Annotated in this window: 25 protein-coding genes and 2 pseudogenes; 12 read left to right on the top strand and 15 right to left on the bottom strand. The window is 63.6% G+C overall.

The features are described 5' to 3' along the window. The first annotated feature begins 212 nt into the window (after positions 1 to 212). The gene (locus ASD63_RS22035; RefSeq protein ID WP_034789436.1) at positions 213 to 833 is read left to right on the top strand and encodes a glutathione S-transferase family protein; all 621 of its coding nucleotides are present in this window, start codon (positions 213 to 215) and stop codon (positions 831 to 833) included. A 17-nt stretch (positions 834 to 850) separates the two neighbouring features. On the opposite strand, the gene ASD63_RS22030 is transcribed toward ASD63_RS22035, so the two are convergent. After that, positions 851 to 1,756 carry a bestrophin family protein gene (locus tag ASD63_RS22030; RefSeq protein ID WP_034789227.1) on the bottom strand — a complete coding sequence of 302 codons (906 nt, stop codon included), beginning with the start codon at positions 1,754 to 1,756 and terminating at the stop codon, positions 851 to 853. A gap of 168 nt (positions 1,757 to 1,924) precedes the next feature. Here ASD63_RS22030 and ASD63_RS22025 point away from each other — a divergent pair, with 168 nt between their 5' ends. Continuing rightward, positions 1,925 to 2,512: a dihydrofolate reductase family protein gene (locus ASD63_RS22025; RefSeq protein WP_234852462.1), complete on the top strand. Its 588-nt coding sequence runs from the start codon at positions 1,925 to 1,927 to the stop codon at positions 2,510 to 2,512. Here ASD63_RS22025 and ASD63_RS22020 read toward each other — a convergent pair. After that, positions 2,488 to 2,868 carry an MmcQ/YjbR family DNA-binding protein gene (locus tag ASD63_RS22020; protein ID WP_034789228.1) on the bottom strand — a complete coding sequence of 127 codons (381 nt, stop codon included), beginning with the start codon at positions 2,866 to 2,868 and terminating at the stop codon, positions 2,488 to 2,490. The two genes, ASD63_RS22025 and ASD63_RS22020, sit on opposite strands and share 25 nt — an antisense overlap. A 40-nt stretch (positions 2,869 to 2,908) precedes the next feature. After that, complete coding sequence (locus ASD63_RS22015; RefSeq protein ID WP_034789229.1) at positions 2,909 to 3,103, bottom strand: hypothetical protein; 195 nt, start codon at positions 3,101 to 3,103, stop codon at positions 2,909 to 2,911. Between the two features lie 89 nt (positions 3,104 to 3,192). Between ASD63_RS22015 and ASD63_RS22010 the strand changes: the two genes are divergently transcribed. Then, a complete protein-coding gene (locus ASD63_RS22010) occupies positions 3,193 to 4,131 on the top strand; it encodes a LysR substrate-binding domain-containing protein (RefSeq protein WP_034789230.1) in 939 nt (312 codons plus the stop codon). A gap of 28 nt (positions 4,132 to 4,159) precedes the next feature. Here ASD63_RS22010 and ASD63_RS22005 read toward each other — a convergent pair whose 3' ends face one another. Beyond that, positions 4,160 to 4,822 carry a glutathione S-transferase family protein gene (locus ASD63_RS22005; RefSeq protein WP_034789232.1) on the bottom strand — a complete coding sequence of 221 codons (663 nt, stop codon included), beginning with the start codon at positions 4,820 to 4,822 and terminating at the stop codon, positions 4,160 to 4,162. A gap of 197 nt (positions 4,823 to 5,019) precedes the next feature. On the opposite strand from ASD63_RS22005, the gene ASD63_RS22000 reads away from it, so the two are divergent. The 4 genes from ASD63_RS22000 (at position 5,020) to ASD63_RS21985 (ending at position 10,319) form a co-directional block, all read left to right on the top strand. Further along, positions 5,020 to 5,388, top strand: a complete 369-nt coding sequence (locus ASD63_RS22000; RefSeq protein WP_060644840.1) for a hypothetical protein — start codon at positions 5,020 to 5,022, stop codon at positions 5,386 to 5,388. Between the two features lie 124 nt (positions 5,389 to 5,512). Further along, positions 5,513 to 6,883 (top strand): PepSY domain-containing protein, encoded by a 1,371-nt coding sequence (locus ASD63_RS21995; protein ID WP_051659154.1) that lies wholly within the window; start codon positions 5,513 to 5,515, stop codon positions 6,881 to 6,883. A 174-nt stretch (positions 6,884 to 7,057) separates the two neighbouring features. After that, complete coding sequence (locus tag ASD63_RS21990) at positions 7,058 to 9,391, top strand: EAL domain-containing protein (protein ID WP_034789234.1); 2,334 nt, start codon at positions 7,058 to 7,060, stop codon at positions 9,389 to 9,391. A gap of 139 nt (positions 9,392 to 9,530) precedes the next feature. After that, complete coding sequence (locus ASD63_RS21985; RefSeq protein ID WP_034789236.1) at positions 9,531 to 10,319, top strand: L,D-transpeptidase family protein; 789 nt, start codon at positions 9,531 to 9,533, stop codon at positions 10,317 to 10,319. A 74-nt stretch (positions 10,320 to 10,393) separates the two neighbouring features. Here ASD63_RS21985 and ASD63_RS21980 read toward each other — a convergent pair whose 3' ends face one another. Further along, entirely contained in the window at positions 10,394 to 10,870 is a 477-nt protein-coding gene (locus ASD63_RS21980; RefSeq protein ID WP_034789238.1) for a MarR family transcriptional regulator, read from the bottom strand. A 116-nt stretch (positions 10,871 to 10,986) separates the two neighbouring features. Here ASD63_RS21980 and ASD63_RS21975 point away from each other — a divergent pair, with 116 nt between their 5' ends. Continuing rightward, a complete protein-coding gene (locus ASD63_RS21975) occupies positions 10,987 to 11,409 on the top strand; it encodes an organic hydroperoxide resistance protein (RefSeq protein WP_034789240.1) in 423 nt (140 codons plus the stop codon). 89 nt (positions 11,410 to 11,498) lie between these two features. Here ASD63_RS21975 and ASD63_RS21970 read toward each other — a convergent pair. Next, a pseudogene (locus ASD63_RS21970) lies at positions 11,499 to 11,779 on the bottom strand (DUF1236 domain-containing protein). A gap of 138 nt (positions 11,780 to 11,917) precedes the next feature. Between ASD63_RS21970 and ASD63_RS21965 the strand changes: the two are divergent. After that, a complete protein-coding gene (locus ASD63_RS21965) occupies positions 11,918 to 12,175 on the top strand; it encodes a hypothetical protein (RefSeq protein WP_060529825.1) in 258 nt (85 codons plus the stop codon). 58 nt (positions 12,176 to 12,233) lie between these two features. Here the strand turns inward: ASD63_RS21965 and ASD63_RS21960 are convergent. Both ASD63_RS21960 and ASD63_RS21955 read right to left on the bottom strand, forming a co-directional pair. After that, positions 12,234 to 12,435 (bottom strand): annotated as a pseudogene (locus ASD63_RS21960) (alkylphosphonate utilization protein). 80 nt (positions 12,436 to 12,515) lie between these two features. Continuing rightward, entirely contained in the window at positions 12,516 to 14,090 is a 1,575-nt protein-coding gene (locus ASD63_RS21955) for a helicase HerA-like C-terminal domain-containing protein (protein WP_034789241.1), read from the bottom strand. A gap of 250 nt (positions 14,091 to 14,340) precedes the next feature. Here ASD63_RS21955 and ASD63_RS21950 point away from each other — a divergent pair, with 250 nt between their 5' ends. Then, a complete protein-coding gene (locus tag ASD63_RS21950; RefSeq protein ID WP_034789243.1) occupies positions 14,341 to 14,733 on the top strand; it encodes a hypothetical protein in 393 nt (130 codons plus the stop codon). Between the two features lie 75 nt (positions 14,734 to 14,808). Here ASD63_RS21950 and ASD63_RS21945 read toward each other — a convergent pair whose 3' ends face one another. Together ASD63_RS21945 and wrbA are read right to left on the bottom strand one after the other, a co-directional pair. Next, positions 14,809 to 16,011 (bottom strand): MFS transporter, encoded by a 1,203-nt coding sequence (locus ASD63_RS21945; RefSeq protein ID WP_060516249.1) that lies wholly within the window; start codon positions 16,009 to 16,011, stop codon positions 14,809 to 14,811. Further along, positions 16,011 to 16,643: an NAD(P)H:quinone oxidoreductase gene (gene wrbA, locus ASD63_RS21940; protein WP_034789451.1), complete on the bottom strand. Its 633-nt coding sequence runs from the start codon at positions 16,641 to 16,643 to the stop codon at positions 16,011 to 16,013. The genes ASD63_RS21945 and wrbA overlap by 1 nt, the downstream gene beginning before the upstream one ends. Before the next feature lie 108 nt (positions 16,644 to 16,751). On the opposite strand from wrbA, the gene ASD63_RS21935 reads away from it, so the two are divergent. After that, on the top strand, positions 16,752 to 17,663 hold the full coding sequence (locus ASD63_RS21935; RefSeq protein WP_034789456.1) for a LysR family transcriptional regulator: 912 nt from the start codon (positions 16,752 to 16,754) through the stop codon (positions 17,661 to 17,663). On the opposite strand, the gene ASD63_RS21930 is transcribed toward ASD63_RS21935, so the two are convergent. The 3 genes from ASD63_RS21930 to ASD63_RS21920 all read right to left on the bottom strand — a co-directional run bounded on the left by ASD63_RS21930 (position 17,660) and on the right by ASD63_RS21920 (position 21,036). Next, positions 17,660 to 18,820, bottom strand: coding sequence for an MFS transporter (locus ASD63_RS21930; RefSeq protein ID WP_034789246.1), 1,161 nt, complete (start codon positions 18,818 to 18,820; stop codon positions 17,660 to 17,662). The two genes, ASD63_RS21935 and ASD63_RS21930, sit on opposite strands and share 4 nt — an antisense overlap. A 93-nt stretch (positions 18,821 to 18,913) precedes the next feature. After that, positions 18,914 to 19,750: an aldo/keto reductase gene (locus ASD63_RS21925; RefSeq protein WP_034789248.1), complete on the bottom strand. Its 837-nt coding sequence runs from the start codon at positions 19,748 to 19,750 to the stop codon at positions 18,914 to 18,916. Positions 19,751 to 19,854: 104 nt separating this feature from the next. After that, the gene (locus ASD63_RS21920; protein WP_034789250.1) at positions 19,855 to 21,036 is read right to left on the bottom strand and encodes an MFS transporter; all 1,182 of its coding nucleotides are present in this window, start codon (positions 21,034 to 21,036) and stop codon (positions 19,855 to 19,857) included. A 139-nt stretch (positions 21,037 to 21,175) separates the two neighbouring features. On the opposite strand from ASD63_RS21920, the gene ASD63_RS21915 reads away from it, so the two are divergent. Further along, positions 21,176 to 22,069: a LysR family transcriptional regulator gene (locus ASD63_RS21915; RefSeq protein ID WP_034789251.1), complete on the top strand. Its 894-nt coding sequence runs from the start codon at positions 21,176 to 21,178 to the stop codon at positions 22,067 to 22,069. A 21-nt stretch (positions 22,070 to 22,090) separates the two neighbouring features. On the opposite strand, the gene tam is transcribed toward ASD63_RS21915, so the two are convergent. Continuing rightward, the gene (gene tam / locus ASD63_RS21910; RefSeq protein ID WP_034789252.1) at positions 22,091 to 22,864 is read right to left on the bottom strand and encodes a trans-aconitate 2-methyltransferase; all 774 of its coding nucleotides are present in this window, start codon (positions 22,862 to 22,864) and stop codon (positions 22,091 to 22,093) included. A 12-nt stretch (positions 22,865 to 22,876) separates the two neighbouring features. Further along, positions 22,877 to 23,539: a haloacid dehalogenase type II gene (locus ASD63_RS21905; protein ID WP_034789254.1), complete on the bottom strand. Its 663-nt coding sequence runs from the start codon at positions 23,537 to 23,539 to the stop codon at positions 22,877 to 22,879. Positions 23,540 to 23,626: the final 87 nt, after the last annotated feature.

Here is a 23,626-nt window from a genome sequence, read left to right as displayed (position 1 = left end):
CGGACGGCAGCGATCTGCGGCGCCTTGCCACTTCTGCTTGTCAATCGGGGTGACTTCCTTTCTTCTGCAGCCGGTCTTTGCTTTGGAGCGACACGGCAGGAAGCGCGCGGTTCTCCGCTCGCATGCCGCTTCTATCCATGGAATTGACAGAGCCGGTTCGGTCCATCGACATCACGTCAACCGGTCCGCATGATCGCAGAGGAGAGCTCAAAGTGTTGAAACTGTTCTACGCCCCCGCAACCTGTTCACTGGCTTCGCATATCGCGCTGGAAGAAGCGGGCGCCGAATACGAGGCGCGCCGTGTCGATTTTTCGACAGCCGAGCAGACCAAACCCGACTATCTCGCGGTGAACCCGAAGGCGCGGGTCCCAGCGCTCGTGACCGACAGGGGCGTCATCACCGAAACGCCGGCGATCCTGACCTACATCGCGCAGGCCTTTCCAGCTGCGAAGCTCGCTCCGGCGAACGACGCCTTCGCCTTCGCGCAGTTGCAGTCGTTTCTGAATTACCTCTGCTCGACGGTGCATATTGCCCACGCCCACGGCCGCCGTGGCGCACGCTGGGCCGACGATCCGGCCGCGCATGAGGCGATGAAGGCCAAGGTCGCCTCCAACATGACCGCCTGCTACGAACTGATCGAAAGCAAGATGTTCGAAGGGCCGTTCGTTTTTGGCGACAGCTATTCGATCGCCGATCCCTATCTCTTCACCGTCGCCGGCTGGATCGAGCCGGACGGTGTGGATCCCGCGCGCTTCCCAAAAATCGTCGATCACCGCAACCGCATGACGGCACGTCCGGCCGTCGCCCGGGTGCTGGCGATGCTGAAGGTCTGACGCCTCGGCAGTTGCGGCTACATCAGGATGTAGTTCTTCGGCTGCGGCAGAGGCGGAAGGTTGGTCTCGCCCAGCGCCTCGCGCAGGTTGATTTCGATGGTCTCGGCAAGCGCAACGATCGGCAAGTCGTTCGGCAACACGCCGAACGGCTCCTCCAGTTCGTCGCCGAGCGCGTCGAGGCCGAAGAAGGTGTATGCGACAAGCGCGGTGACGAAGGGCGTCGCCCAGCCGAGCGCATCGGCAAAGCCGAAGGGCAGCAGAAAGCAGAAGAGATAGGCGGTGCGGTGCAGGAGCAGCGTATAGCCGAACGGCACGGGGGTGTTGCGGATCCGCTCGCAGGCCGCAAGCATGGCCGACATCTTGCCGAGCGTGCCATCCAGCTGCGCCCACTGAAAGTCGCTGATCGTGCCGGTTCCGTGCAGTCCGGCGAGAATGCCGCCCATTTCGCGCAGCAGAAAGTCCGGTCCGTTGCGGCTTGCCTTGTAGCCGGCAACGAGATCTGTCGGCAGCCGCGCTAGCGGTCTGCCGACATCGCTTCCCGGCCGCAGATGGCAGACCAGCGCGTGGCCAAAGGCGATCGTGATGTCGAGCAGGCGCTGCCGCTCGGTTCCGGCAAGGATCAGCGTCTGGCGGGCGAGGTCGCGTGCGGTGAAGATCAACTGTCCCCAGGCCTTCCGCGCCTCCCACCAGCGGTCGTAGCAGGCATTGTTGCGGAAGCCGAGAAACACGGAGAGCGCGATGCCGAGCAACGCGAAGGGGCCGCTGCTGACGCTCGGCACCAGGCCGGGATCGACGCGGTGCGCCCAGACGACGAAGGCGGAGAGCGCAAAGACGAACAGCACTTGCGGAAAGATCCGCTGGATGACCGAACCCCGGAGGATGAAGAAGAGTTTCAAAAGGGTGGGGCGGTTGCGAACGATCATGGAAATACCTGTCCGGCTGTTCGCTTAACCGGTATAGGCGCCGGCTTGGAAATGGAAGAGCCGTCCGTTCGGCGACGTCCCTCGCGTAACCAGGATTATTTTGCCTGGGATGTCGGGCTTCCTGTCTGCCGCGCGTCCTTGGCGTGTAACGCCGACAGGGAGACAATGATGATGCGCAAGGTGGTTGCAGGCATGCAGATGTCCATCGACGGTCTGATCGACGGGCCGGATGGCTATACGGACTGGGTCGATTCCTGGTCGGATACGTTCGACCTCCTGCCCGAGATCGACGCCTGCGTCCTCGGGAACGGCATGTATTCGGGCTACGAGCAGTATTGGAGCGCGATCAAGCGCGACCCGCATGCGCCGCTGGAGTTCACCGGCCAGTTGCCGACGCCCGAAGAAATCGAATATGCGGACTTTGCGCTTGGCACGCCGCATTATGTCCTCTCGAAAACCCGTTCCGACGTCGAATGGGAAAACGCCAGGATCGTGCGCGACGTCTCCGAAATCGAGACGCTCAGGCAGGCGCCGGGCCGCACTATCTATGTCGTCGGCGGCGCGCGCACGGTGTCGAGCCTGATGGACCACGGCCTGATCGACGAACTGCGTCTCACCATCCACCCGCTCGTGGTCGGCAAGGGCAAGGCGCTGTTCGACACAGTGGCGGAGCGCCATCATGTGCAGCTCGATAACGTGAAGCGACTGGATGGTGGCAAGGTCTGCCTGGTCTACAAGGTCGGCGGCGGAGCCTGACCTGGCTCGAGGAAGCTCGCGGCGAGCCGCCTTGGCGCCTTCTCGCGCCAGGCGGCAACCAGCCGCCCGGTTAGGCTTTGGTCGTCGATTTCCGAAAGCCGCACCAGCATAGCGGGCCAGCCCTTGTAGTGATCCGTTTGAAAGTAGAGCCCCGGGTCGAGCTCCAGCAGCATTTCCTTTTCTTCGAGCGCGCACATGACGACCAGCGTCTCGCCATCCTTCATGCGCACAAAACTCTTGTCTTTCACCAGCAGCGCCGGCGTACCGTAGGACGTGCCGATCGTCACTTCGGGCAGGCCTGCGGCCTCCGCCAGCCTGACGACACGGATGAAGTTGCGCTCGAGATCGTCGCTCATCCGGCCAGCATATCATAGTGCAGCTTCAAAGCCGCAGGTCCTAGAGGCGGCTGCCGGTGCACTCCGCCGTGCGTGGCCACGGCCAACCCGGGAAGGGCAGGTCACCGAGTTCGCGCCCATCCATCCGTTCGAGATCCGGATGCTGCAGCGGATCGCGCGCCCAGGCGAGCGGCGCATCGTCCTTTCGGTCGTCGGATGTTTTGAGCGGCGTCAGTTTCGAGAGAAGCCTAAACATGGCGGACCATCCTTTCGATGCTTGGATGATCCGCCTGTCCTGTCATCTTTTCAATTGAGAATGGCAGAGATCGTGTTTAGAAAAACTATATGAGAGATCTGAACACGGTACATTTGAACGGGCTGCGCGCCGTCGAGGCTGCCGGCAGGCTGGGATCGCTGGCCGCCGCGGCGGACGAATTGGGCGTGACCCCTGGCGCCGTCAGCCAGCAGATTGCCAAGGCGGAGGCCCAGCTCGGCCGCGTGTTGTTCGAGCGCACCCCGCGCGGCCTCCTGCCCACCGATTTCGGCGAGCGCTTCCTCGCGCGCATCAGCAACGCCTTTCACGAGCTGGCAGAGGCCGTGGCTTCAGCGCGCCGCCGCGACGAGTCGGTGCTGACCATCTCGGTCGCGCCGGTCTTTGCCGCCCGCTGGCTGGTCTATCGGCTCAACCGTTTTGCCGAACGCCATCCCGACATTCGCCTGCGCATCGACGCGACGACAAAGCTCGTCAATCTCGACACGTCGGATGTGGATGTCGGCATTCGCGTTGGTACGGGCGAGTGGCCGGGCGTGAAATCCGAGCCGCTGTTGCAGCAGGAGGTTTTTCCGGTCTGTTCGCCGGCCATGGCCGAAGGGCTTCGGAAGCCTGCAGATATTCTAAAACTGCCCGCTGTTATCGACGGCCATTCGATGTTCAGCTGGGAGGTGTGGCTCCGCGAAGTCGGGCTCTCGGGCGCGGAAGTGAACGTGCGCCACACATTCAACGAGGCGTCGCTGGTGCTCGACGCCGCGATCTCCGGGCAGGGGGTGATGCTCGCCTGGCAGACACTCGCCGGCTTTGCGATCGCGCAGGGCAGCCTTGTGGTACCGTTCGGCATCCGGGTGCCGACGGGCTTCGGCCACTACTTCGTCAGCGCGCCGTCACGGCGCGAAAGCAAGGCCGCCAAGGCGTTCAAGCGCTGGGTTCGTGATGAGGTGGAGGAGGGCATGCGCCTGCTCGACATCAAGGCGCCGCGCGTTCGCTTCGACGCGGCGACCATGGGCTGATCGCAGGGAGGCCCCCCTTATTGACCGCTCAGTCCGCCAGTTCTTTCAGGCGTTCTTCCATCATCGCCTTGAAGGCCGGGCGGGCATGGCAACGGGCAAGCCAGGCCGAAACCCGCGGATGCTTGTCGAACAGCTGCGTCTGGCTCATGGCGTAGCGGAAGACCTCCGCAAGATTGAGGTCGGCGACGGTGAAGCGATCGCCGACGAGATAGTCGCGTCCGTCGAGGTGGCTTTCCATGCGGGCAAAGACCTTGTCGAGCGACGTCACGCATCTGGCGATCATCGCCTTGCCTTCATCCGTGTTCTCGGCGCCGTAGTCGTAGGTCAGGATGATCTCTACGGTGTGCGGCTCAACCTCGGTCGCCGCCCACATCGTCCAGTTGCCGATCAAGCCTTCCTCGGCGATATCGGCAGGCGCCAGTGGGCCGCCATACTTGCGCGCGAGATAGAGATTGTTGGCAAGCGATTCCGTCAGCACCACGCCATCATCCTCGATCGCCGGGATCAGCCCCATCGGATTGACGGCGAGGAAGGCGAGCGACTTGGTGTTGATCGGCGCATCAGCAGCCAACGGATCGGCGACGCGGCGTGCCTGGATGACCGGTACCGATTGGAAATGGATGCCGAGTTCCCGCGCCATCCAGTAATTGCGCGATGCGCGCGAGCGATAAACCCCATAGATCGTCAGCATGCCGTGTTCCTCCCGTCCTGCGTTGTCGCCTGTCTTAGGCAAGCATCGGGAGTGACGGAAGCGGGCGGCGCTGATAGCACACATGAAATCTTTTGATGGTCCGTGCGGCGCTTTGCCGACTTGCGTTTGCGGTCGCAGATCTTTAGCTGTCGCCCGTCGATTTGGGGATGCATTTGGCAGGGCTTTTAGGGGATCGGTTGACGAACTTGGCGGCGCGCATGCTTTGCGCGCTGGTTCTCGTCGTTTCGGCCTTGATCCAGCAACCGGCCGCCGCCATGCCGCGGTCGCCGGATGCTATCGCCTACGTCCTCCCGGATGGCAGCCTTGCCGATCTTTGCCTCTCTGGCCACGACGATCCCGATGGAAAAGGTGGCACGAAGGGCCACGGCTGCCAGTCCTGCTGCTTGGTTGCGCCCGCCGACCTGCCGGCGCCTTACCCGATCGTCTTGCCGTCGCAAGCCCGCGCGCGCCCGCTTTCCGTTCCAGCCGGCGATTTCGGTTTCGTTCGCTCGGTGCTCTTAACCGGAGCGGGGCCAAGGGCGCCACCAACGGTTTTCTCCACCTGATACGCGCTTGAACGACAGCTGATTGGCCTTGCGGCGTCCATCTTCGACGCGCATTGCCGTGATCGGCGGTCGTCCCGATCACCAAGAGGCGAAGCCGTGCAAACGGTCCTTCCCGGAGAAAACCATGACAACCGCATCCTTCACCAATGCCGTGGACAGCTCCGCGGCCACAGAGCGCGGCATCTCGCTCTACCGTGCCATCTGGCGCTGGCACTTCTTTGCCGGCCTGCTCGTCATCCCCTTCATGATCAGCCTGGCGCTGACCGGGGGGCTTTATCTGTTCAACGACGAGATCGACGATACCGTCTTTGCCTACCGCAACGTCGTGGCAGCGGGCGCCGAACGGATGTCGCCCTCGGCGATCGTCGCGACGGCGGTGGAGTCCGTGCCGGGCAGCGTTGCCGTCTCCTATCGCACGCCGGCCGGCGTGGATCGCTCCGCACGCGTCACTGTCGGCATCGGCAAAGCGCGCATGCTGGTCTTCGTCGATCCCTACACCGGCTCGATCCTCGACCGGGTCGCGCCATCGGAGGAGTTCAACCAGGTGGTTGAGGACCTGCACAGCCTCGACTATTTCGGCAAGTCGGTCGAAACAATCATCGAGATCGTTGCGGGCTTTGCCATCCTGTTGGTCTTCACCGGCATCTATCTCTGGTGGCCGCGCCAGCAGACCGGCGGTGTGTTGACCGTGCGCGGCACGCCGGCACGCCGGGTGTTCTGGCGCGATCTCCATGCGGTGACCGGTATCGGCGCCGGCCTGCTGATCGTCTTTCTCGCCTTCTCCGGGCTTCTGTGGTCCGGCTATTGGGGTGCAACGGTCAACGGCAAGCTGACGGCGATGGGGCTCGGCTATCCGGCAGCGCTTTGGGATGAGGTCCCGACCTCCAGCAAGGTGTCGACCGACGTGTTGCCCAGGGCCAATTGGCTGATGGAAAACGCGCCGGTTCCGGCGTCCAGCGGTGGCGCCGACGAGCCGGTCGGGATCGATCGCGCCGTCGCGATCGCGGATGCTGAGGGCATGCTGCCCGGCTACGAGCTCGCGATCCCGCTCGACGAGACTGCCGTCTATACGGCCGCCATCTTTCCCGCCGACCTTGCGCGCGAGCGCACGATCCATATCGATCAATATTCCGGGAAGCCTCTCGTCGACATTTCCTTTGGCGATTACCCGGCGTTCGGAAAGGCCATCGAATGGAGCATCAACGTGCACAAGGGGCAGGAATGGGGGCGCGTCAACCAGCTCCTGATGCTGGCCGCCTGCATTTCCATCGTGCTCGTTTCCCTTTCCGCCGTCATCATGTGGTGGAAGCGGCGCCCGGCGGGACGCATCGGCGTGCCCCCGATGCCGCCGCGGCGCAGCGTCTATGTGGGCTTGTGGCTCATGGCCATTGTCTTCGGGCTGGCGTTTCCGTTGACGGGCATCTCGATCGTCGTCATGGTGATCGTCGATCAATTGCTGATGCGCGTTGCACCGGTGCGCCGACGGTTGTCCTGAACGGACATTAAGGGGTGGCGTCATCCACCCCTTCTATCGCCTCTTGCAACTTGACCGTTGCAACCTCTACACGATTTTTCTACAGTTATTTAGGAAGAGCTAACTCTTGCTCGTCTAACGTGAAGTGGGGAAAGATCGACCAGCGACGCGGCGAAGAGCGTCGGGAGGCCTTGCTTGGCGAAGAACACGTCCCGCAATCCGCGATATGCCGCTCTCAATGCCGGCGGCAACGCGGAAACGCGCCGCCTGATCGACGCCAGCAATCGGCTGGCCGAGGAGGTCGCGCGCATCTTTCCGAGCGAACCCGATATCGCCGATCGCCACTACTGGTTGGAGACCATTATCAACCACGTGCCGGACTACATCTACGCCAAGGATGTGGAGGGGCGGTTCCTGATCGCCAATCAGGTGACGGTTGCCGACAACGGGCTCGAAGCCATGAAGGATATCGTCGGCAAGACCGATTTCGATCTCCATCCGCCGCAGATGGCCAAGGCGATTGCCGACATCGAGCGTCGCGTCATCGAAACCGGCGAGCCGATCTTCGGCATCGAGGAACGGGCCATCGTCAGCAAGGGCCGCGATCGCTGGCTGATGACCTCCAAGGTGCCGCTGCGCAACAAGAGCGGCAAGATCGTCGGCATCGTCGGCGTTTCGCGTGACATTTCCGACCGCAAGGCGGCCGAGCGGCTGCTCGAAGGGCAGGCGCGCCTGCTTGAGATGATCGCCAACGGCCGGCCGCTCGACGCCTTCTTCCGCGACATGATCCTGTTGATCGAAGCCTTGATGCCGGGCATCAAGGGCTCGGTGCTGCTGCTGTCGCCCGATGGCCGCTATCTCTTCCACGGCGCAGCGCCAAGCCTCGACGAGGCCTATTGCGCGACCATCCACGGCGTCGAGATCGGCCCGCGCATGGGCTCCTGCGGCACGGCCGCCTGGCGCGGCGAGCAGGTGATCGTCTCGGATATTCAGGTCGATCCGCTCTGGGACGATTATCGCGAGCTGGTGCTTCCCTACGGCTTCCGCTCCTGTTGGTCGACCCCGATCCATTCGCGCGAGCGCAAGGTGCTCGGCACCTTCGCGCTCTATTCCGATGTCGTCGGCGTGCCCGACGACGGACAAAAGGAACTGATCGCCATGGCGGCGCATCTCGCCGGCATCGCGATCGAGCGCAAGCAGGCGGAAGATCGCATCAGCTTCATGGCGCACCACGACGCGCTGACCGGTCTGCCCAACCGCGCACAGTTCGAGGAACAGGTCGCCGAGGCGCTGGAAGCCCTGCGCGGCAGCGGCCAGTGGGCGGTGCTCGCCTTCCTCGATCTCGACAATTTCAAGCTGGTCAACGATACGCTCGGCCACGCCGCCGGCGACGAACTCTTGAAGGTCACGGCCTCGCGCATGCGCGCTTCGGTGCGCAAGTCCGACATGGTCGTGCGGGTCGGCGGCGATGAATTCATCCTGCTTTTGAACGGGCTTCCCTGCGAGCGCGATATCGTGCTGGCTCGGCTCGAGGATATCCGGCGAGCGATCGCCGCGCCGATGCAGATCGAGGGCCGCAGCCTGCAGGTCACCTGCAGCATGGGGGTCGCCTGTTTTCCCAATCAGGGCAAGACGGTCGGCGAACTGCTCGCCAATGCCGACATGGCGATGTACCGGGCCAAGGAGCTCGGCCGCAACAACCTGCAGGTCTTCACCGAAGAGATGGCCGCCAAGGCGCATGAGAAGCTCAAGCAGCAGGAGGAGCTGCGCCAGGCGCTCGCGCGGCAAGAGTTCTTCCTGCAGTTCCAGCCGCAGATGAATCTGGCGACTGGCCGCGTTTTCGCGGCCGAAGCGTTGCTGCGCTGGCGCCACCCCGAACGCGGCACGGTCTCGCCGGCGGCGTTCATTCCGCTCGCCGAGGAAACCGGGCTGATCGTGCCGATCGGCGACTGGGTGCTGCGCGCGGCCTGCCGCCAGGCCAGGGCCTGGCAGGATGAGGGCCTGCCGCCGCTGATCATCAGCGTCAACGTTTCGGCGCGCCAGTTCCGTGAGCGCAACTGGGCCGCCCATGTCGCGGCAATTCTCACAGAGACCGGGCTTGACCCGTTCCGCCTCGAACTGGAACTGACCGAGAGCCTGATCATGCAGGATGTCCCTGGCGCGATCGCCACCATGCACGAGCTGCAGGCGATCGGGGTGCACCTGGCGATCGATGATTTCGGCACCGGCTATTCGAGCTTGAGCGCGCTCAAACGCTTCCCGGTGCGCCGACTGAAGATCGACCGGTCCTTCGTCGCCGACATTCCGACGGATCTCGACGACAACGCGATCACCGCCGCGATCATTTCGCTTGCGCGGAACCTCGGCCTTCGTGTCATTGCCGAGGGTGTGGAAAACCAGGCCCAGGTGGAATTCCTGCGCCAGAGCGGTTGCGACGAAATCCAGGGCTACTTCTTCAGCCGGCCGCTCTCGGCTCCGGATTTCGAGGCGCTGATGCTGCAGCCGCGGTTCAGTATCCACAGCGTTTGAGCCCTGCCACCCTCGCGACGCAAGCTTCGTTCCAGCCGTAAATGCAAGCATCGCCCCAATCCGTGGGGGCTGTGCGTAGCACTTCGTTAAGCAAATTCATGCAGCACTCCTCATGCCGCACTCAAGCCCCCAGAGTTCGATGTCCTCTTCAGTCCTTTTCTCCCGTCGCCAGTTTCTTCGCTCGTCCGGCGTGGCGCTCGCCTCCGCCGGTCTTGCGAGCTGCACTTCGTCGATGAACACGGATGTCTTTCGCTATGAGACGGCGCCGGTGTTCCGCAATCCAGCGGTCGAGGGACGGTTTACCGATCCGCGCGCCGAAGGCATCTATGAAAGGCAGGATGGCCCAGGGCCAGTTCCAACCGGTCTTCCGCCGCAGGGCCTCTATGTCTCGGACATCTATGCCTCTGTGAGCGACAGTGGCTATCAGGTGCCGGAAATTCCCTATCGCCAGATCGACGCGCGCTTCTACCGCCAGGAGGTCAGCGATCCCTTCGGCGAGCAGCCGGGCACGATCGTCGTCGATACCGGTGACCGCTACCTCTATCTGATCCAGCCGGGTGGCCGGGCGCTGCGTTACGGCGTCGGCCTCGGTCGCGAGGGTTTTGCCTGGTCGGGTCGCGGCGTCATCCAGTGGAAACAGAAGTGGCCGCGCTGGACCCCGCCGGACAGCATGGTCGCCCGCCAGCCACAGCTAAAGCCCTATTCGGCCCAGAACGGCGGCATGGCCCCAGGCCTCAACAATCCGCTTGGTTCGCGCGCGCTCTACATCTTCCAGAACGGCCAGGACACGCTTTACCGTGTTCACGGCACGCCGGAATGGAAGTCGATCGGCAAGGCGGTCTCGTCGGGCTGCGTGCGCATGCTCAACCAGGATGTCATGGATCTCTACGATCGCGTCCGCGGCAAGGCGCCGATCCTCGTTATCTGATGACGGGCAGGGACGGATATCCGCCCCTCACGTTTCCGCACAGCACCCACCGCGTCGAGCGGAAGGCGGGTCGGTCAATCCTCGCCGGGGCCGGCATTGAGCTGCCGCGTCAACTGATGCAGCGTTTCGCGAATGTCTTCTGCTTGCTTCAGGCTGCATCCCGAGGCCTTGCTGATGCCGATCAGGATGCCGAAGGCCTCGTTTTTCAGGTGCTGGCCCTCGTCCGTCAGCCGCACGATCACCTGACGTTCGTCGCTCGGGTCGCGCTGGCGACCGACATAACCGGCTGCCTCCAGGCGCTTGAGAAGCGGCGACAACGTGCCTGAATCCAGACCGATCTCCTCGCCGATCCGCTTGACCGTCATCTCGTCCTGTTGCCAGAGCGCCAGGAGCACGAGATATTGGGGATAGGTGAGGCCGAAACGATCGAGCAGCGGCTTGTAGGCGCGGTTGAATGCATGGGCCGCAGAATAGACCGCAAAACACAGCTGCTTGCCGAGCGCGAGTGCTTCCTCGGGAATGTTGTCGCTATGTGCCGCCTTGTTCGCCATGCGCCATTGTCGCAAAAAGACGCTCGAAATGCAATTTGCAAAATTAATTTGCGTACAATTGAATTTTGCGCTATCTAAATCGCATTCACTCAGGAAACGCAAAGGAGACCCCGCCAATGCCCATTCTTTACCGCACCACTGCATCCGCAACCGGTGGCCGCGCCGGCCAGGCCAAAAGCGCCGACGGCGTGCTCGACGTCACGCTCACCGTTCCGAAGGAACTTGGCGGCGACGGCGCCCGCGGCACCAATCCCGAGCAGCTCTTTGCAGCCGGCTACTCGGCCTGCTTCCTCGGCGCGCTGAAATTCGTTGCCGGCAAGGAGAAGGTAAAGCTTCCGGAAGACACCACGGTGACGGGAACCGTCGGCATCGGTCCGCGCGAGGATGGTACCGGCTTCGGCATCGACGCTGCGCTCGAAATCTCTTCGCCGGGCGTCGACAAGGCCGTGCTCGAAGATCTCGTCCAGAAGGCGCATATCGTTTGCCCCTACAGCTATGCAACCAAGGGCAACATCGACGTCAAGCTGACCGTCGCCTGAGTTTCTCAGATTGAGTTCTCTCAGATCCCCTGTTGAAAGAAGCCCGGCGGTCTCCGTCGGGCTTCTTTTTTCAGGCATGCTGTGCCGGTCTACTGCAGAACCTCGATGACCCGCCTGCTCTGCGGATCAACCAGCACCCTTTGCTGGTTGACGACGACATAGCCGTAGGTCGGTTGCTGCGGGATCGGGTAGACCTCGACCGTGTCGGGCAAAGGGTCGCCCACGACGACAGTGCCGTCATAGGTCACGGATGGGCTGGTTTGCTGAAGGACGTAGGTTTTGACCTCGCCGGGAACGTCGTGGTCTGAGCCAGGGCGACGCCGGAAAAGGCAAGGCTTGCCACAAAACCGGCTAGGATGATTTTCTTCATGACAGTACCTCCTGTCCCTAGCCAACGGTCCGGCGACCGATTGGTTCCCCTGCCGCGGCGCGGGAACCTATGCTTCGACTGGGAGCTGCTGGAACCTATGCTCGGGCTGAGGAGTTGATGAGCAGGAGGTAAAATAGGATGATCGCCAGGCCGAAAACCAGAACCTACGCGCTTGCGCAGCGAGAGCTCGAATGCGCGACCGCATTGCGCGAGGAGTTCCAACTGCTGACGGATCTCGCCGAGCGGGTAGGGTGGCATTGGGACGAGATCGCCTTGGCTCTGCTGGAGTTGACGGACGAATACGCCGCCACGCAGCGGGCCGCCGTTGCGGTGAGGGGGCGCCGCTTGAGCGCTTCACCCTCCCCAACACACGGCATTGACAAGACACGGCATTGATCGGCACGGCGGGCCGTCGAGTCATTTCGCCGTGCCGTTCCGGCATCCCGCGCGGGCCTTAAGCCTTCTTCAGAAATTCGGTGCGCATCACCCGACCCTTGGTCTTTTCGACGCGGCACTCGACTTCATCGGGGGAGGATGCGCTTGACCATCGTCCCGCGCTTCAGCGTCGTCGAGGTTCCCTTGCCTTTCAGGTCTCTGATCAGGGTGACGTTGTCGCCGTCCTTGAGGATGGCGCCGATTGAATCCTTCACATCCATGCGGATGTTCCAGAAATGACGAAGCGCCCTGATTTGGTCAGGGCGCGTGGGAATGGATGGGCCGCGTCGGCCGGTCTTGGTTAGCGTCGGCTAAGGCTGCCGAGGATGCCGCGCACCAGGGCGCGGCCGACCTGGGTCGCGACTGTGCGGGCGACCGATTTCATCGCCGCTTCGACGACCGTCTCGCGCTGGTAGCCGGAGCTGCGCGGGCGCGCCTGCTTGCCGGCCGGTGCCGCCGGATCGTCGTCGCCAAAGCCCGGCAGCGTCCAGCGGCTGCCGCCGGTGCTCGCCTCGCTCGTCTGCTGCTCGGCCTGAGACTGTGCCTCGGCCTGTGCGTCGGCAGCCTTTTTGGCGCGCGCCGCCAGGATTTCGTAGGCCGATTCACGGTCGAAATCCTCATCGTAAAGCTCACGGACCGGGCTGACATCCATGACCTTCTTCCGTTCGGCCTCCGTCAGGGGACCGACGCGGGACTGCGGCGGTCGCACCAGCGTACGCTCGACCATCGAGGGCGCGCCCTTGCCTTCGAGTGTGGAGACCAGAGCCTCGCCGGTGCCGAGATTGGTGATCACCGTGGCGCAGTCGAAATCCGGGTTCGGGCGGAAGGTGTCGGCGGCAGTCTTCACCGCCTTCTGGTCGCGCGGCGTATAGGCGCGCAGCGCGTGCTGAACGCGGTTTCCGAGCTGACCGAGAACCGTGTCGGGCACGTCGAGCGGGTTCTGGGTGACGAAATAGACGCCAACGCCCTTGGAGCGGATGAGGCGCACGACCTGTTCAACGCGCTCGATCAGTGCCTTCGGCGCGTCGTTGAAGAGCAGATGCGCCTCGTCGAAGAAGAAGACCAGCTTCGGCTTGTCCGGGTCGCCCACTTCCGGCAGCTCCTCGAACAGTTCCGACAGCAGCCAGAGCAGGAAGGTGGCGTAGAGCCGCGGGTTCATCATCAGCTTGTCGGCGGCCAGCACCGAGATCGCGCCGCGGCCGTCATTGGTGGTGCGCATGATGTCGGAAATCTTCAGCGCCGGCTCGCCGAAGAAATGTTCGGCGCCCTGCTGTTCGAGGATCAGCAGCTCGCGCTGAAGCGAGCCGACCGAGGACTTGGAAATGAAACCGAACTGATTGGAAAGCGTGCTGGCATTGTCGCCCATGTAGTTGAGCAGCGCCTGCAGATCCTTGAGGTCGAGCAGCGGCAGTCCGCCCTCATCGGCGATCTTGAAGGCGATGTTGAGCACGCCTTCCTGCGCGTCGGTCGCGTTCATAAGCCGCGACAGGAGCAGCGGGCCCATCTCCGACATGGTGGTGCGAACGCGATGGCCCTTCTCGCCGTAGATATCCCAGAAGATGACCGGGAATTCCTGAAACTCGTAAGGATTGGTCGGCAGGCCGATCTGTTCGGCACGCTTCAGGATGAAATCCTTGGCCTCGCCGATCGCGCCGATGCCGGAGAGGTCGCCCTTGACGTCGGCGCAGAAGACCGGGACGCCAGCGTTGGAAAAGCCTTCGGCAAGCACCTGCAGGGTGATCGTCTTGCCGGTGCCGGTGGCGCCGGTGACCAGGCCGTGTCGATTGCCGAACTTGAGCTCCAGATACTCGCCCTTGTTGATCGAATCATCAGGCTTGCGGCTGGTGCCGATAAAGAGCTTGCCTTCTTCCAACATGTGGGCTTCATCTCCGTTTCATCAATGAAAGCGGGCGGTTCGCAGTGTCGCAGGGGCGCGCCGTCATCGAAATGTGCCTGGATTTCTGTTATAGGTGGTGCGGTTGCGCCCGGCAACAAGGCTGTGCCTATCCGCGACCGGAATGCGGCGATATCGATAGGTCGATAGTCACGGCTCACGGCTTGTTATTTGGTGGGCGATCATTTACCTTGACGTCAACGTCAAAAATCCAAAATGAGGGAGTTTCTCCATGAATGAACTGGTCACGCGCGTTGCTGAAAATGTCGGCATCGAGCCGGCAACCGCCGAAAAGGCTGTCGGCATGATCCTCGGCTTCCTGCAGCGCGAAGCCGCCGACGGTCCGGTTGCCCAGATGATTGAAGCGATCCCGGGCGCGTCCGAACTGATCGCTCAGTACAACGGCGAAGGCACGGGCGGCGGCGGCCTGCTCGGCGGTCTGATGTCGGCAATCGGTGGTGGCGGCGTCATGGCGCTCGGCCAGCAGCTGATGAGCCAGGGCCTCGGCATGGGTGAAATCACCGGACTTGCAAAGGAAACCATCGCGTTCGCCAAGGAGAAGGCCGGCGCAGACGTGGTCGACGAAGTCGTCGCTTCGGTTCCGGGTCTCAGCCAGTTCGTCTGATACCGGCGACCCGAACGTAAAAAAGCGAAGCCCACCGGCGTCTGCCGGTGGGTTTTTTGTTGCCTGCGGCCCCTGTCAGCGTTCCGGCCTGCTTTCCCGTAGCGTCCGTTCGAGTGTGGGCGTCAGCGCGATGCAAAGAACGGCACTGGCGCCGATAAAAGCCGCACCCGATGTCCATCCGTAGAACTCGATCGCGGTTCCGACCGCGACGGGGCCGACGAGTTGCCCGAGATTGCTGCCCTGCATCAGCAGGCCCATCGCCATCGGCGCAAGCGCCGGACGTGGCGACAGGAGCGGCACCGATGAGATCAGCGTCGCCGGAATGAGCCCGCCGATCGCGGAAAACAGGAGGCAGAGCGCCAGGATCAGATGTCCGCCTGAAGGGCTCAGGAAGATCCAAAGGCCGGACACGCCGGTCAGCAACGCGGCGCTTGCGACCAGCCTGCCGCGGGCGAAGCCGCGGGACAGAAGATGGCCGGCGGCCAGATTGCCGAAGACGTTCACCAGCGTGATGACGGCGCTCAACAGGCCAACGGTTCCAAGCGAGACCTGCAGGCGCTCGATCAGCAGGATCGGCAGAAAGCTGGAAAGCGTGAAGCTCATCAGGCTGTAGAGCGAAAACAGCGCGAAGAGCAGCACGGGCCCGCGGCTCGTCAGCGTTTCCGCGGCATCATCCCGGAAGCGGGTGGCGACACGGGGCGTTTGCCGGGATGGCGACACGGCCAGGAAAATGGAGGCGAGGCTCGCAAGCGTGAGCAGCCCGTTGCTCCACCAGATCGCCTGCCAACCGGTAAAGGCGGGCCCCGTCAGCATGGCGATCGCCATGCCCGCGGGCATGAAACAGCTCCAGAGGGCAAAGACGAGGTCGCGGCGCTCCTGCGTCACCAGACGCATGAGGATGGCGGGACCGGCGACGACGACAAGCAGAAAGCCGAAGCCCTCGATGATGCGCGACAGCAGAAGCAGCGTGAATGCTGGGCTCGCCGCGCCGGCAAAGGAACCGAACGCCAGCAGCGCCATGCCGATGCCAAGCAGGCGCCGGTCGCCGACAGCTGTGACGAACGCGCCGGCTGCCATGCCCCCGACGACGCCAACGACTGCGAAGACGGAGGTGATCCAGCCGAGGGCAGAAAGGTTGAGCCCAAGATCGGATTGAAGCAGCGGGCCTGCAATCAGCCCCTTGCCCACCTGCATCGCCGCGACCACGCCGGCCGCAACAACGGTCATCACGCCCGACCAATCGGTTCTTTCGCGAACAAAGGCTGCGGCCGTGGCCATCAGGCGATCTCCCCAACGCGGGTGCGTCCGGCAACCAGCGCTGCCGCCAGTTCCGCCACGTGGCGCCCCTGGAAGCGTGCGCCTTCCAGTTCGTTGGCGCTCGGCTGCCGGTCGCCGCCGTTGCCGTCATCGGCCAGCGTCGAGGCGCCGTAGGGTGATCCGCCGGTGATTTCGTCCATGCGCATCTGGCCTTTGAAGCTGTAGGGAAGGCCGGTGATCACCATTCCGAGATGCAGCAGTACGGTATGCGTGGCGAGTATCGTCGATTCCTGGCCGCCATGCTGGCTTCCGGTCGAGGTAAAAACGCTGCCGATACGCCCGACCAGGGCATCGCGTGCCCAGATCCCACCCGCCTGGTCGAGAAAGTTCTTCATCTGGGCGGCCATGTTGCCGAAGCGTGTCGGCGTGCCGATGATGATCGCGTCATAGTCGGGCAGTTCGGCGACGGTTGCCACCGGTGCATCGTGGTTGCGCTTGTAGCCGGCCTTGACGGCCACGGCTTCCGGGACGATTTCCGGCACGCGCTTGAGCGCGACGGTGGCGCCGGCGGTGCGCGCACCCTCGGCGACGGCGTTCGCCATAGTCTCGATGTGGCCGTAGGAGGAATAGTAGAGCACGAGCACCTTGGTCATTTCGGTTTCCTTTTTGTGGGCGGCATTGCCGTTCACAGAAAAGATGGGTGCTTTTCTCGATCTCTTGGAGTGATATAATTTTCATCAAGATGATCTATGGAATCGATCATGCTCGATGCCCTTACTCTCGATCAGATGCGGACCTTCGTGACCGTCGCCGAAAGCGGAAGCTTCCGCGCCGGCGCCGTCAGGCTCTCACGGGTGCAATCGGCCGTCAGCCACGCCATCGCCAACATGGAGGCCGAACTGGGGGTCGGCCTTTTCGACCGGTCCGGCCACCGGCCGGTCCTGACGGCGGAAGGGCATGCGCTGCTCGCCAATGCGCGCGACATCCTGTTGCGGGTGGACGCGATGCGCGCCCGGGCACGCGGGCTCGGCGAAGGCATCGAGCTTGAGCTTTCTCTGGTCGTCGATACGCTGTTTCCGATCGAGACCGTCGGCCTGGCGCTGAAGGAGATGCGCGGCGCCTATCCGGATGTGTCGATCCGGCTTGCGGTCCTGCCGCTCGGTGGGCCGCTCGACGGCCTGGTCGATCGCCGCTTCACGCTCGGCATCACTGTCGGCGAAGATTTCCGCGACCCGGCGATCGCCCGTCGGGCGCTTGCGACGGTCGAACTCGTCGCGGTCGTTGCCGCAAATCATCCCTTGGGGCTGCGCGCAGGGGGAGACGTGCTCGACAATGCCGAGCTTGCGGACCATCTGCAGATCGTCCTGTCGGATCAGTCGCAGCGCACGGTCGGGCGCGACTACGGCGTGCTCTCGCCGCAAACCTGCCGTGTCAGCAGCCAGGACACAAAGCATGCGATGATCCGCTCGGGCCTCGGCTGGGGTCGATTGCCGTTCTGGCAGGTGGAGCGCGACCTTGCGGAAGGCCGGCTCGTGCGCATGCCGACGGCCGCCCTTGGCCGCAACAGCCAGGTGGGGGCCGAAGCCTATCTCGTTCATCGGATCGACGAGCCGCTCGGGCCGGCCGCCCGCATCTTCAGCGAGGCTCTCGCCCGGATCTGCGCGGAGGGCTAGCGTCGGCCGTTGAGCGCGAAGGCAAGCGTGAAGACCACCAGCACGACGCCCACGCCGATCGGGCCAGCGATCGGGTTGATAAAGTTCATCAGCGCGCCGGTCGCGCCGGATCCAGCCGCGCTGCCGGCGGCATAGGCGAGCGAAAAGGCGGCACTGCCGGCAACCAGCATGCTGCCGCGATACTCTTCCCCGAGCATGGTGAGCGCCGCCGTATAGAGCGCGAAGCTCGCCGCGCCGATGAAGGCGAAGGTCAGAAGCAGAGCGATATCGGACGACAGCAACGGCACGAGCAGATAGCCGCTGGCAGCGATCGCGGCCGCCGAGATCGCCACCCGGCGGCGCGGCAGGCGGTCGAGAAGCACGCCGATGAAAGGCTGTGCCACAGCTGTCGGTATCGCCAGCGCCGTTACGCTCAGCGCGGCAAAGGCCTGGCTGTGGCCGGTCTTGACGAAATAGACCGGCATCGCCGAGATCGCGGCGATATCGGCAAATCCGAACATCAGCACCATGAGGATCAGCATCGGCGCCTTCCCGAAAAAGGCGAAGAGGTCCCGCGTCGAGGACGGCTCGGGCCGGGTGCGGGCGCCCATGGTCAGCAGCCCCGTGAGGAAGGCGACGAGTGCGATATAGATCGCCAAGAGGGCAAAGCCGAGACCGCCGCTGGTGCCGAGCAACGGGATCGCCAGCGGACCGGCCGCAAAGCCGCCGCACATGCCGGCGCCATAGAGGCCGGAGACGCGGCCGCGCAGCCGGTCCGGGCAGGCGGTGTTCAGCCACGCTTCACCAAGCATGAAGACCATGCTGACGAAGAAACCCAGGGCAAAGCGGGCGATAAACCAGATGACGAGTTCCGACGTCGAGGCAAGTGTCGCGAGACAGATGGAACAGCCGATGAGGCTGGCGATGATCAGCTTGTCGGCCGAGGCGAGCCGCGTCAGCCGCCCGAGAATAAGCGTCGCAACACCGAGACCGGCGGCAAAGCCCATGGCATTGAGGCCGATCATGCCGGCCGAAACGCCGCGGCTCTCAAGCGAAAGCGAGATCAGCGGATAGGTGAGACCCTGCGCCACCGAGAAGGCGGTGACACCGAGAACGACGGCGATAATCGCCGGCCAGTCGGGAGCAAAATCGCTCGCCTTTGCCTCGTGCAACGACATCGCCCCCTCCCTACGATCCGTGTCCTTGAGGCGATGTCCATATCGTATCCGCCGCCGGCAGGGAATTGGCCGGCGGCGAAATGATTGCGTTCGTTAAGCAGCCTTGTCCCAGACGGGGGCAAGGCCTTCCGGGTTGACGATGCGGCCGTCGGCACGCGCAAGGGCGTGGATTTCGGCCATTTCGCCGTCGCCGAGCGCAAAGTCGAAGATCGCGAAGTTTTCCTTCAGGCGATCGATCGTCGCGGTCTTTGAAAGGGTGATCACGTCCTTCTGCTGCACGAGCCAGCGCAGCGCTACTTGCGCGGCCGTCTTGCCGTGGCGGGCACCGATCTCCTTCAAGAGTGGATCGCTCGGCACCTTGCCGTTCGCCATCGCATAGTAGGCGGTGATCGACATGCCGTGCTTGCGGGCGGTCTGAAGCACTCTGGTCTGATCGAGATAGGGGTGGTACTCGACCTGGTTGGTGGCGATCGGCGCGTCGCTCAGCTTCACGGCCTCTTCCATCTGCGCCGTGTTGAAGTTGCTGACCCCGATGTGGCGAACCTTGCCGGCCTTGTGCACTTCGTTGAGAGCGCCGATGCGCTCGGCCATCGGCACGTCGCTGCCGCCCGGCCAGTGCAGGAGAAGCAGGTCGACCTGGTCGGTCCGCAGCTTCTTCAGGCTTTCGTCGACCGAGGCGAGGAAGTCGCGATGGGCATATTTGTCGACCCAGACCTTGGTGGTGAGGAAGATATCGGCGCGTGACACGCCGGAATTATGGATGGCCTCGCCGACTTCGGCCTCGTTGCCGTAGATCTGCGCCGTATCGACGTGATGGAATCCGAGCTTCAGGGCTTCCGGCAGAACGCGCAGCACATCGGCGCCGGGCATGCGGAAAGTGCCGAAGCCGAGCGCCGGAATGTTGGCGCCGTTGGAATTGACGGAATGCATCGTGGGTAACTCCTTGTACTGGGCATGTTATGCTTGATAAGCCCCCGGCCACCTGGCCGGGCGAAAAAGGAATGAGGCTATAGGTGGTCCTCGCAGACGGCGGTTCAAGCCGTTTGGTAGGCCGCCCCGGTGCGACGATCAAGGGCGCCGCTCAGGAGCGTGAGCAGCAGGGCTGCGGCGACGAGCAGGGCACCGATCACGGGCGTCATGCCAAGGCCGAGCGGCGAGGCGACGATGACGCCACCGAGCCAGGCGCCGACGGCGATGCCGAGGTTGAAGGCCGCGATGTTGAGCGCCGAGGCGACATCAACGGCGCCCGGACGATGTTGCTTGGCAAGCTGCACGACATAGAGCTGCAAGCCCGGCACATTGGCGAAGGACAGGAAGCCGAGGGCCGCAAGCGTGACCAGCGTCAGCACCGGCGAGGGGGCCGCGAAGGTGAAGAGCACGAGCACCGCCGCCTGCGCCAGGAACAGGCCGATCAGCGCCTTGACCGGGTCGCGGTTGGCGATCTTGCCGCCGGCAATGTTGCCGATGGCAATCGCGATGCCGTAGAGCACCAGGATCAGGCTGACGGCGCTTTCCGAAAAGCCGGTGATGTCCTGCAGGATCGGCGCCAGGAAGGTGAAGGCGACGAAGGTGCCGCCGTAGCCGAGCGCGGTCATGGCAAAGACGATCAGCAGGCGGCCGGAGCCGAGCACGCGCACCTGGTCGATGAGCTTTGCCGGCGGCGCCTTGGACAGCGTGTTCGGCAACAGGGCTGCGATCGCGACAAGAGCGACGACGCCGAGACCGGTGACGGCCCAGAAGGTGGCGCGCCAGCCGAAGGTCTGGCCGATCCAGGTGCCGAGCGGCACACCGGTGACGATCGCGACGGTCAGGCCCATGAACATCATGGCAATGGCCGAGGCGCGGCGGTCTTCCGGTACGAGGTCGGCGGCAATGGTCGAGCCGACCGAGAAGAACACGCCATGGGCAAAGGCAGAAATGACGCGGGCGACGAGCAGCGGTTCATAGCTCGGCGACAATGCTGCGGCGGCATTGCCGACGATGAACAGCGCCATCAGGCCGATCAGCAGCGGTTTGCGCTCGATCCGGCCGGTGAGCGCGGTGAGAACAGGCGCGCCGAAGGTGACGCCGAGCGCGTAGACGCTGACGATCAGGCCGGCGAGCGGCAGGGTGACATTGAGGTCGGTGGCAACCGTCGGCAGGAGGCCGACGATCACGAATTCCGTTGTTCCGATCGCATAGGCCGCGATCGTCAGCGCAAGTATGGCAATAGGCACGACGAGACCTTTCCCACCCGGCTGGGAGCACCGGGCGTGTGGTTGTTGTTGAAGTCGGGTGGAATATGAGCCTTTGCACTCATCACGATAATACGCATAATCAGACAAACGTTTGTGAATTGAGTTCAAAGGGAAGCGCATGGACAACCGAGCCGGTGAGATGGAGGTTTTTGTCGCCGTGTCAGAGACCCGCAGCTTCTCCGCTGCGGCGCGGCGCCTGAAACTGTCGCCGTCGGCCGTCAGCAAGCTGGTGACCCGCATCGAGGACCGGCTTGGCACGCGCCTGCTCGTGCGCTCGACCCGGACCTTGCAGCTGACCCCAGAAGGCGAAGTCTATTTCCAGCGGGCGCAACGGATCCTCGGAGATATCGCCGAGACCGAGCATGTCGTTGCCGCCGGCGGACGCATGGCGCCGCGTGGGCTCTTGCGTGTGAACGCCGCCGTCGGCTTCGGCGAGCGCTACATCATGCCGCTCGCGCCGGAGTTCCTGGCGCGATACCCGGAGGTCCAGCTCGACCTGACGCTGACCGACAGCATGATCGATGTCGTCGGCGAACGCACGGACGTGGCGATCCGCACCGGACCGCTGCGTGATTCATCCCTGAAGGCGCGCAAGCTGATGGAAACCCGGCCGGTGGTGATCGCCACGCCCGCCTATCTTGAAAAGTATGGGATCCCGCAAACCCCTGACGATCTCGACGGCCACAACTGCGTTCGCTTCAACTTCCGCCGCAGCGTCGACGAGTGGGCGTTTCGCGCGCCGGGCCAGTCTCAGATCGCGCACCGAACCGTCTCCGGCAATATGCAGGTATCGAGCGGTTCGATCGTCCGCCAGCTTTGCCTTGCCAGCGTCGGCATCGGGCGCATCGGTCGTTTCCATGTCGAGCCGGATTTCGAGGCTGGAACGCTGGTGCCGCTGCTCGAGGACTATCAGTCGGGCGAGATCGAGACGGTCTACGCCGTCTATGCCGGCCACGAGCATCTCGCTGCCCGTATCCGCGCCTTTATCGATTTTCTGGCGGAGCGCATGTAAGCGCCCGGCGGGCAGACGAACTCAGCCCGCCTTGACCGCCACGATGAAGAACCTCGGAAAACGCAACAGTACTTTGCCGTCGCTCGTTGCCGGATAGGCCGCGCGTATCCGGTCGGTGTAATCGGCGAGAAAGGCGCTCCGCCGGTCCTCGGGCAAGGTATCGAGATAAGGTCTGAGGCCGGTCCCCTTTACCCACTCGACGATCGCTTCGGCATTGGCGAGGCGATGATAGTAGATCGTATGCCAGACCTCGATGCGCGCTGCCCACGGAACCAGGCATTCGACATAGGTTGCCGGCGGCGGCATCGGGTTGCGGCGGATGGTCTTGCCGGCAAAGGCTTCAGCGAAAGCCGGGCTGCGCGCGGTCTCTTCCATCAGGAGGTGGCTCGGCTCTCCGAGGTTGTCCGGCATCTGCACCGCGAGCGTACCGCCGGAGGCAAGCGCCTTCATCAGCCTTTCGAAGATAGTGAGATGGTTCGGAAGCCACTGGAAGACGGCGTTGCCGTAAAACAGCGAGGCGCCGGCGGGAGGAACCCAGGCCGCAAGATCCGCCTTTTCGAAGGATACCCCGGGCAGCCGCTTGGCGGCGGCAAGGAGCATGTTCTCGTCGCTGTCGAGGCCGGAAAGCGTGGTCCAGGGAAACCGGTCGCGGATGAGCTCGGTCGAGTTCCCCGGGCCGCAGCCGAGGTCGAAGGCGAGGCCTTCTGGCAGGTCAGGCACTTGGGCGAGAAGGTCTCTGGCTGGTCGGGTGCGTTCGTCTTCGAACTTGAGATACTGCGCGGGCGACCAGACCATCAAAGAACTCCTTCAGATACCGAATTGCAGGCTTTCGAGAGAGGGCAGGATCAAGGCAGGCCCATGATCGCGGTATTCGTCCGGCATGTCTGCCCGATTGATCCACACGGTGCGGAAGCCGAATTTCGTCGCCCCGGCAATGTCCCAGCGGTTCGACGACTGGAACGAGACTGCGTGCGGGTAGAGCCGGTAGCTGGTGGTAACGAGATCGTAGACGGCGGGCGCCGTCTTGAACGCCTTCACCGCGTCGACCGAAAAGACGTCGTCGATGACGATATCGAGTGCGGCGTTGCGCACGGCCGACGCGAGCATGGCCGGCGAACCGTTGGAGAGGATGGCGATCCGCGCCCCGCGCTCCTTGAGACCTTTCAGAACGGCCGGCACTTCCGGATAGCAGTCGAGCGTCCAGTAGGCGTCCAGCAACCGCTTGCGCAGCTTCGGGTCGGCGGAGGGAAAGCGCGCGAAGGCAAAGTCGAGCGCCTGTTCGGTCAGCTTCCAGAAATCCTGGTAGCTGCCCATCAGCGAGCGCACCCAGGAATATTCGAGCTGCTTGGCGCGCCAGAGTTCGGAAAAAGCCTGTCCGTCCGGACCGATCTCCTCAGCGTGGCGCCTGACCGCCGCATGCACGTCGAAGAGCGTGCCGTAGGCGTCAAACACATAGGCCGCGTGGGACATCGTTTCCTCCCGTCAGTTGTCTTCGGTGCTGGCTGACATGGCGAACATGCCACATCAAAGCCTATCCGAAAACAAAGGCTTACAGCA

It is taken from the genome of Ensifer sp. Root558, assembly GCF_001427045.1.
Classification (GTDB): Bacteria; Pseudomonadota; Alphaproteobacteria; order Rhizobiales; family Rhizobiaceae; genus Ensifer; species Ensifer adhaerens.
This window is presented reverse-complemented; position numbering and strand designations above follow the sequence as displayed.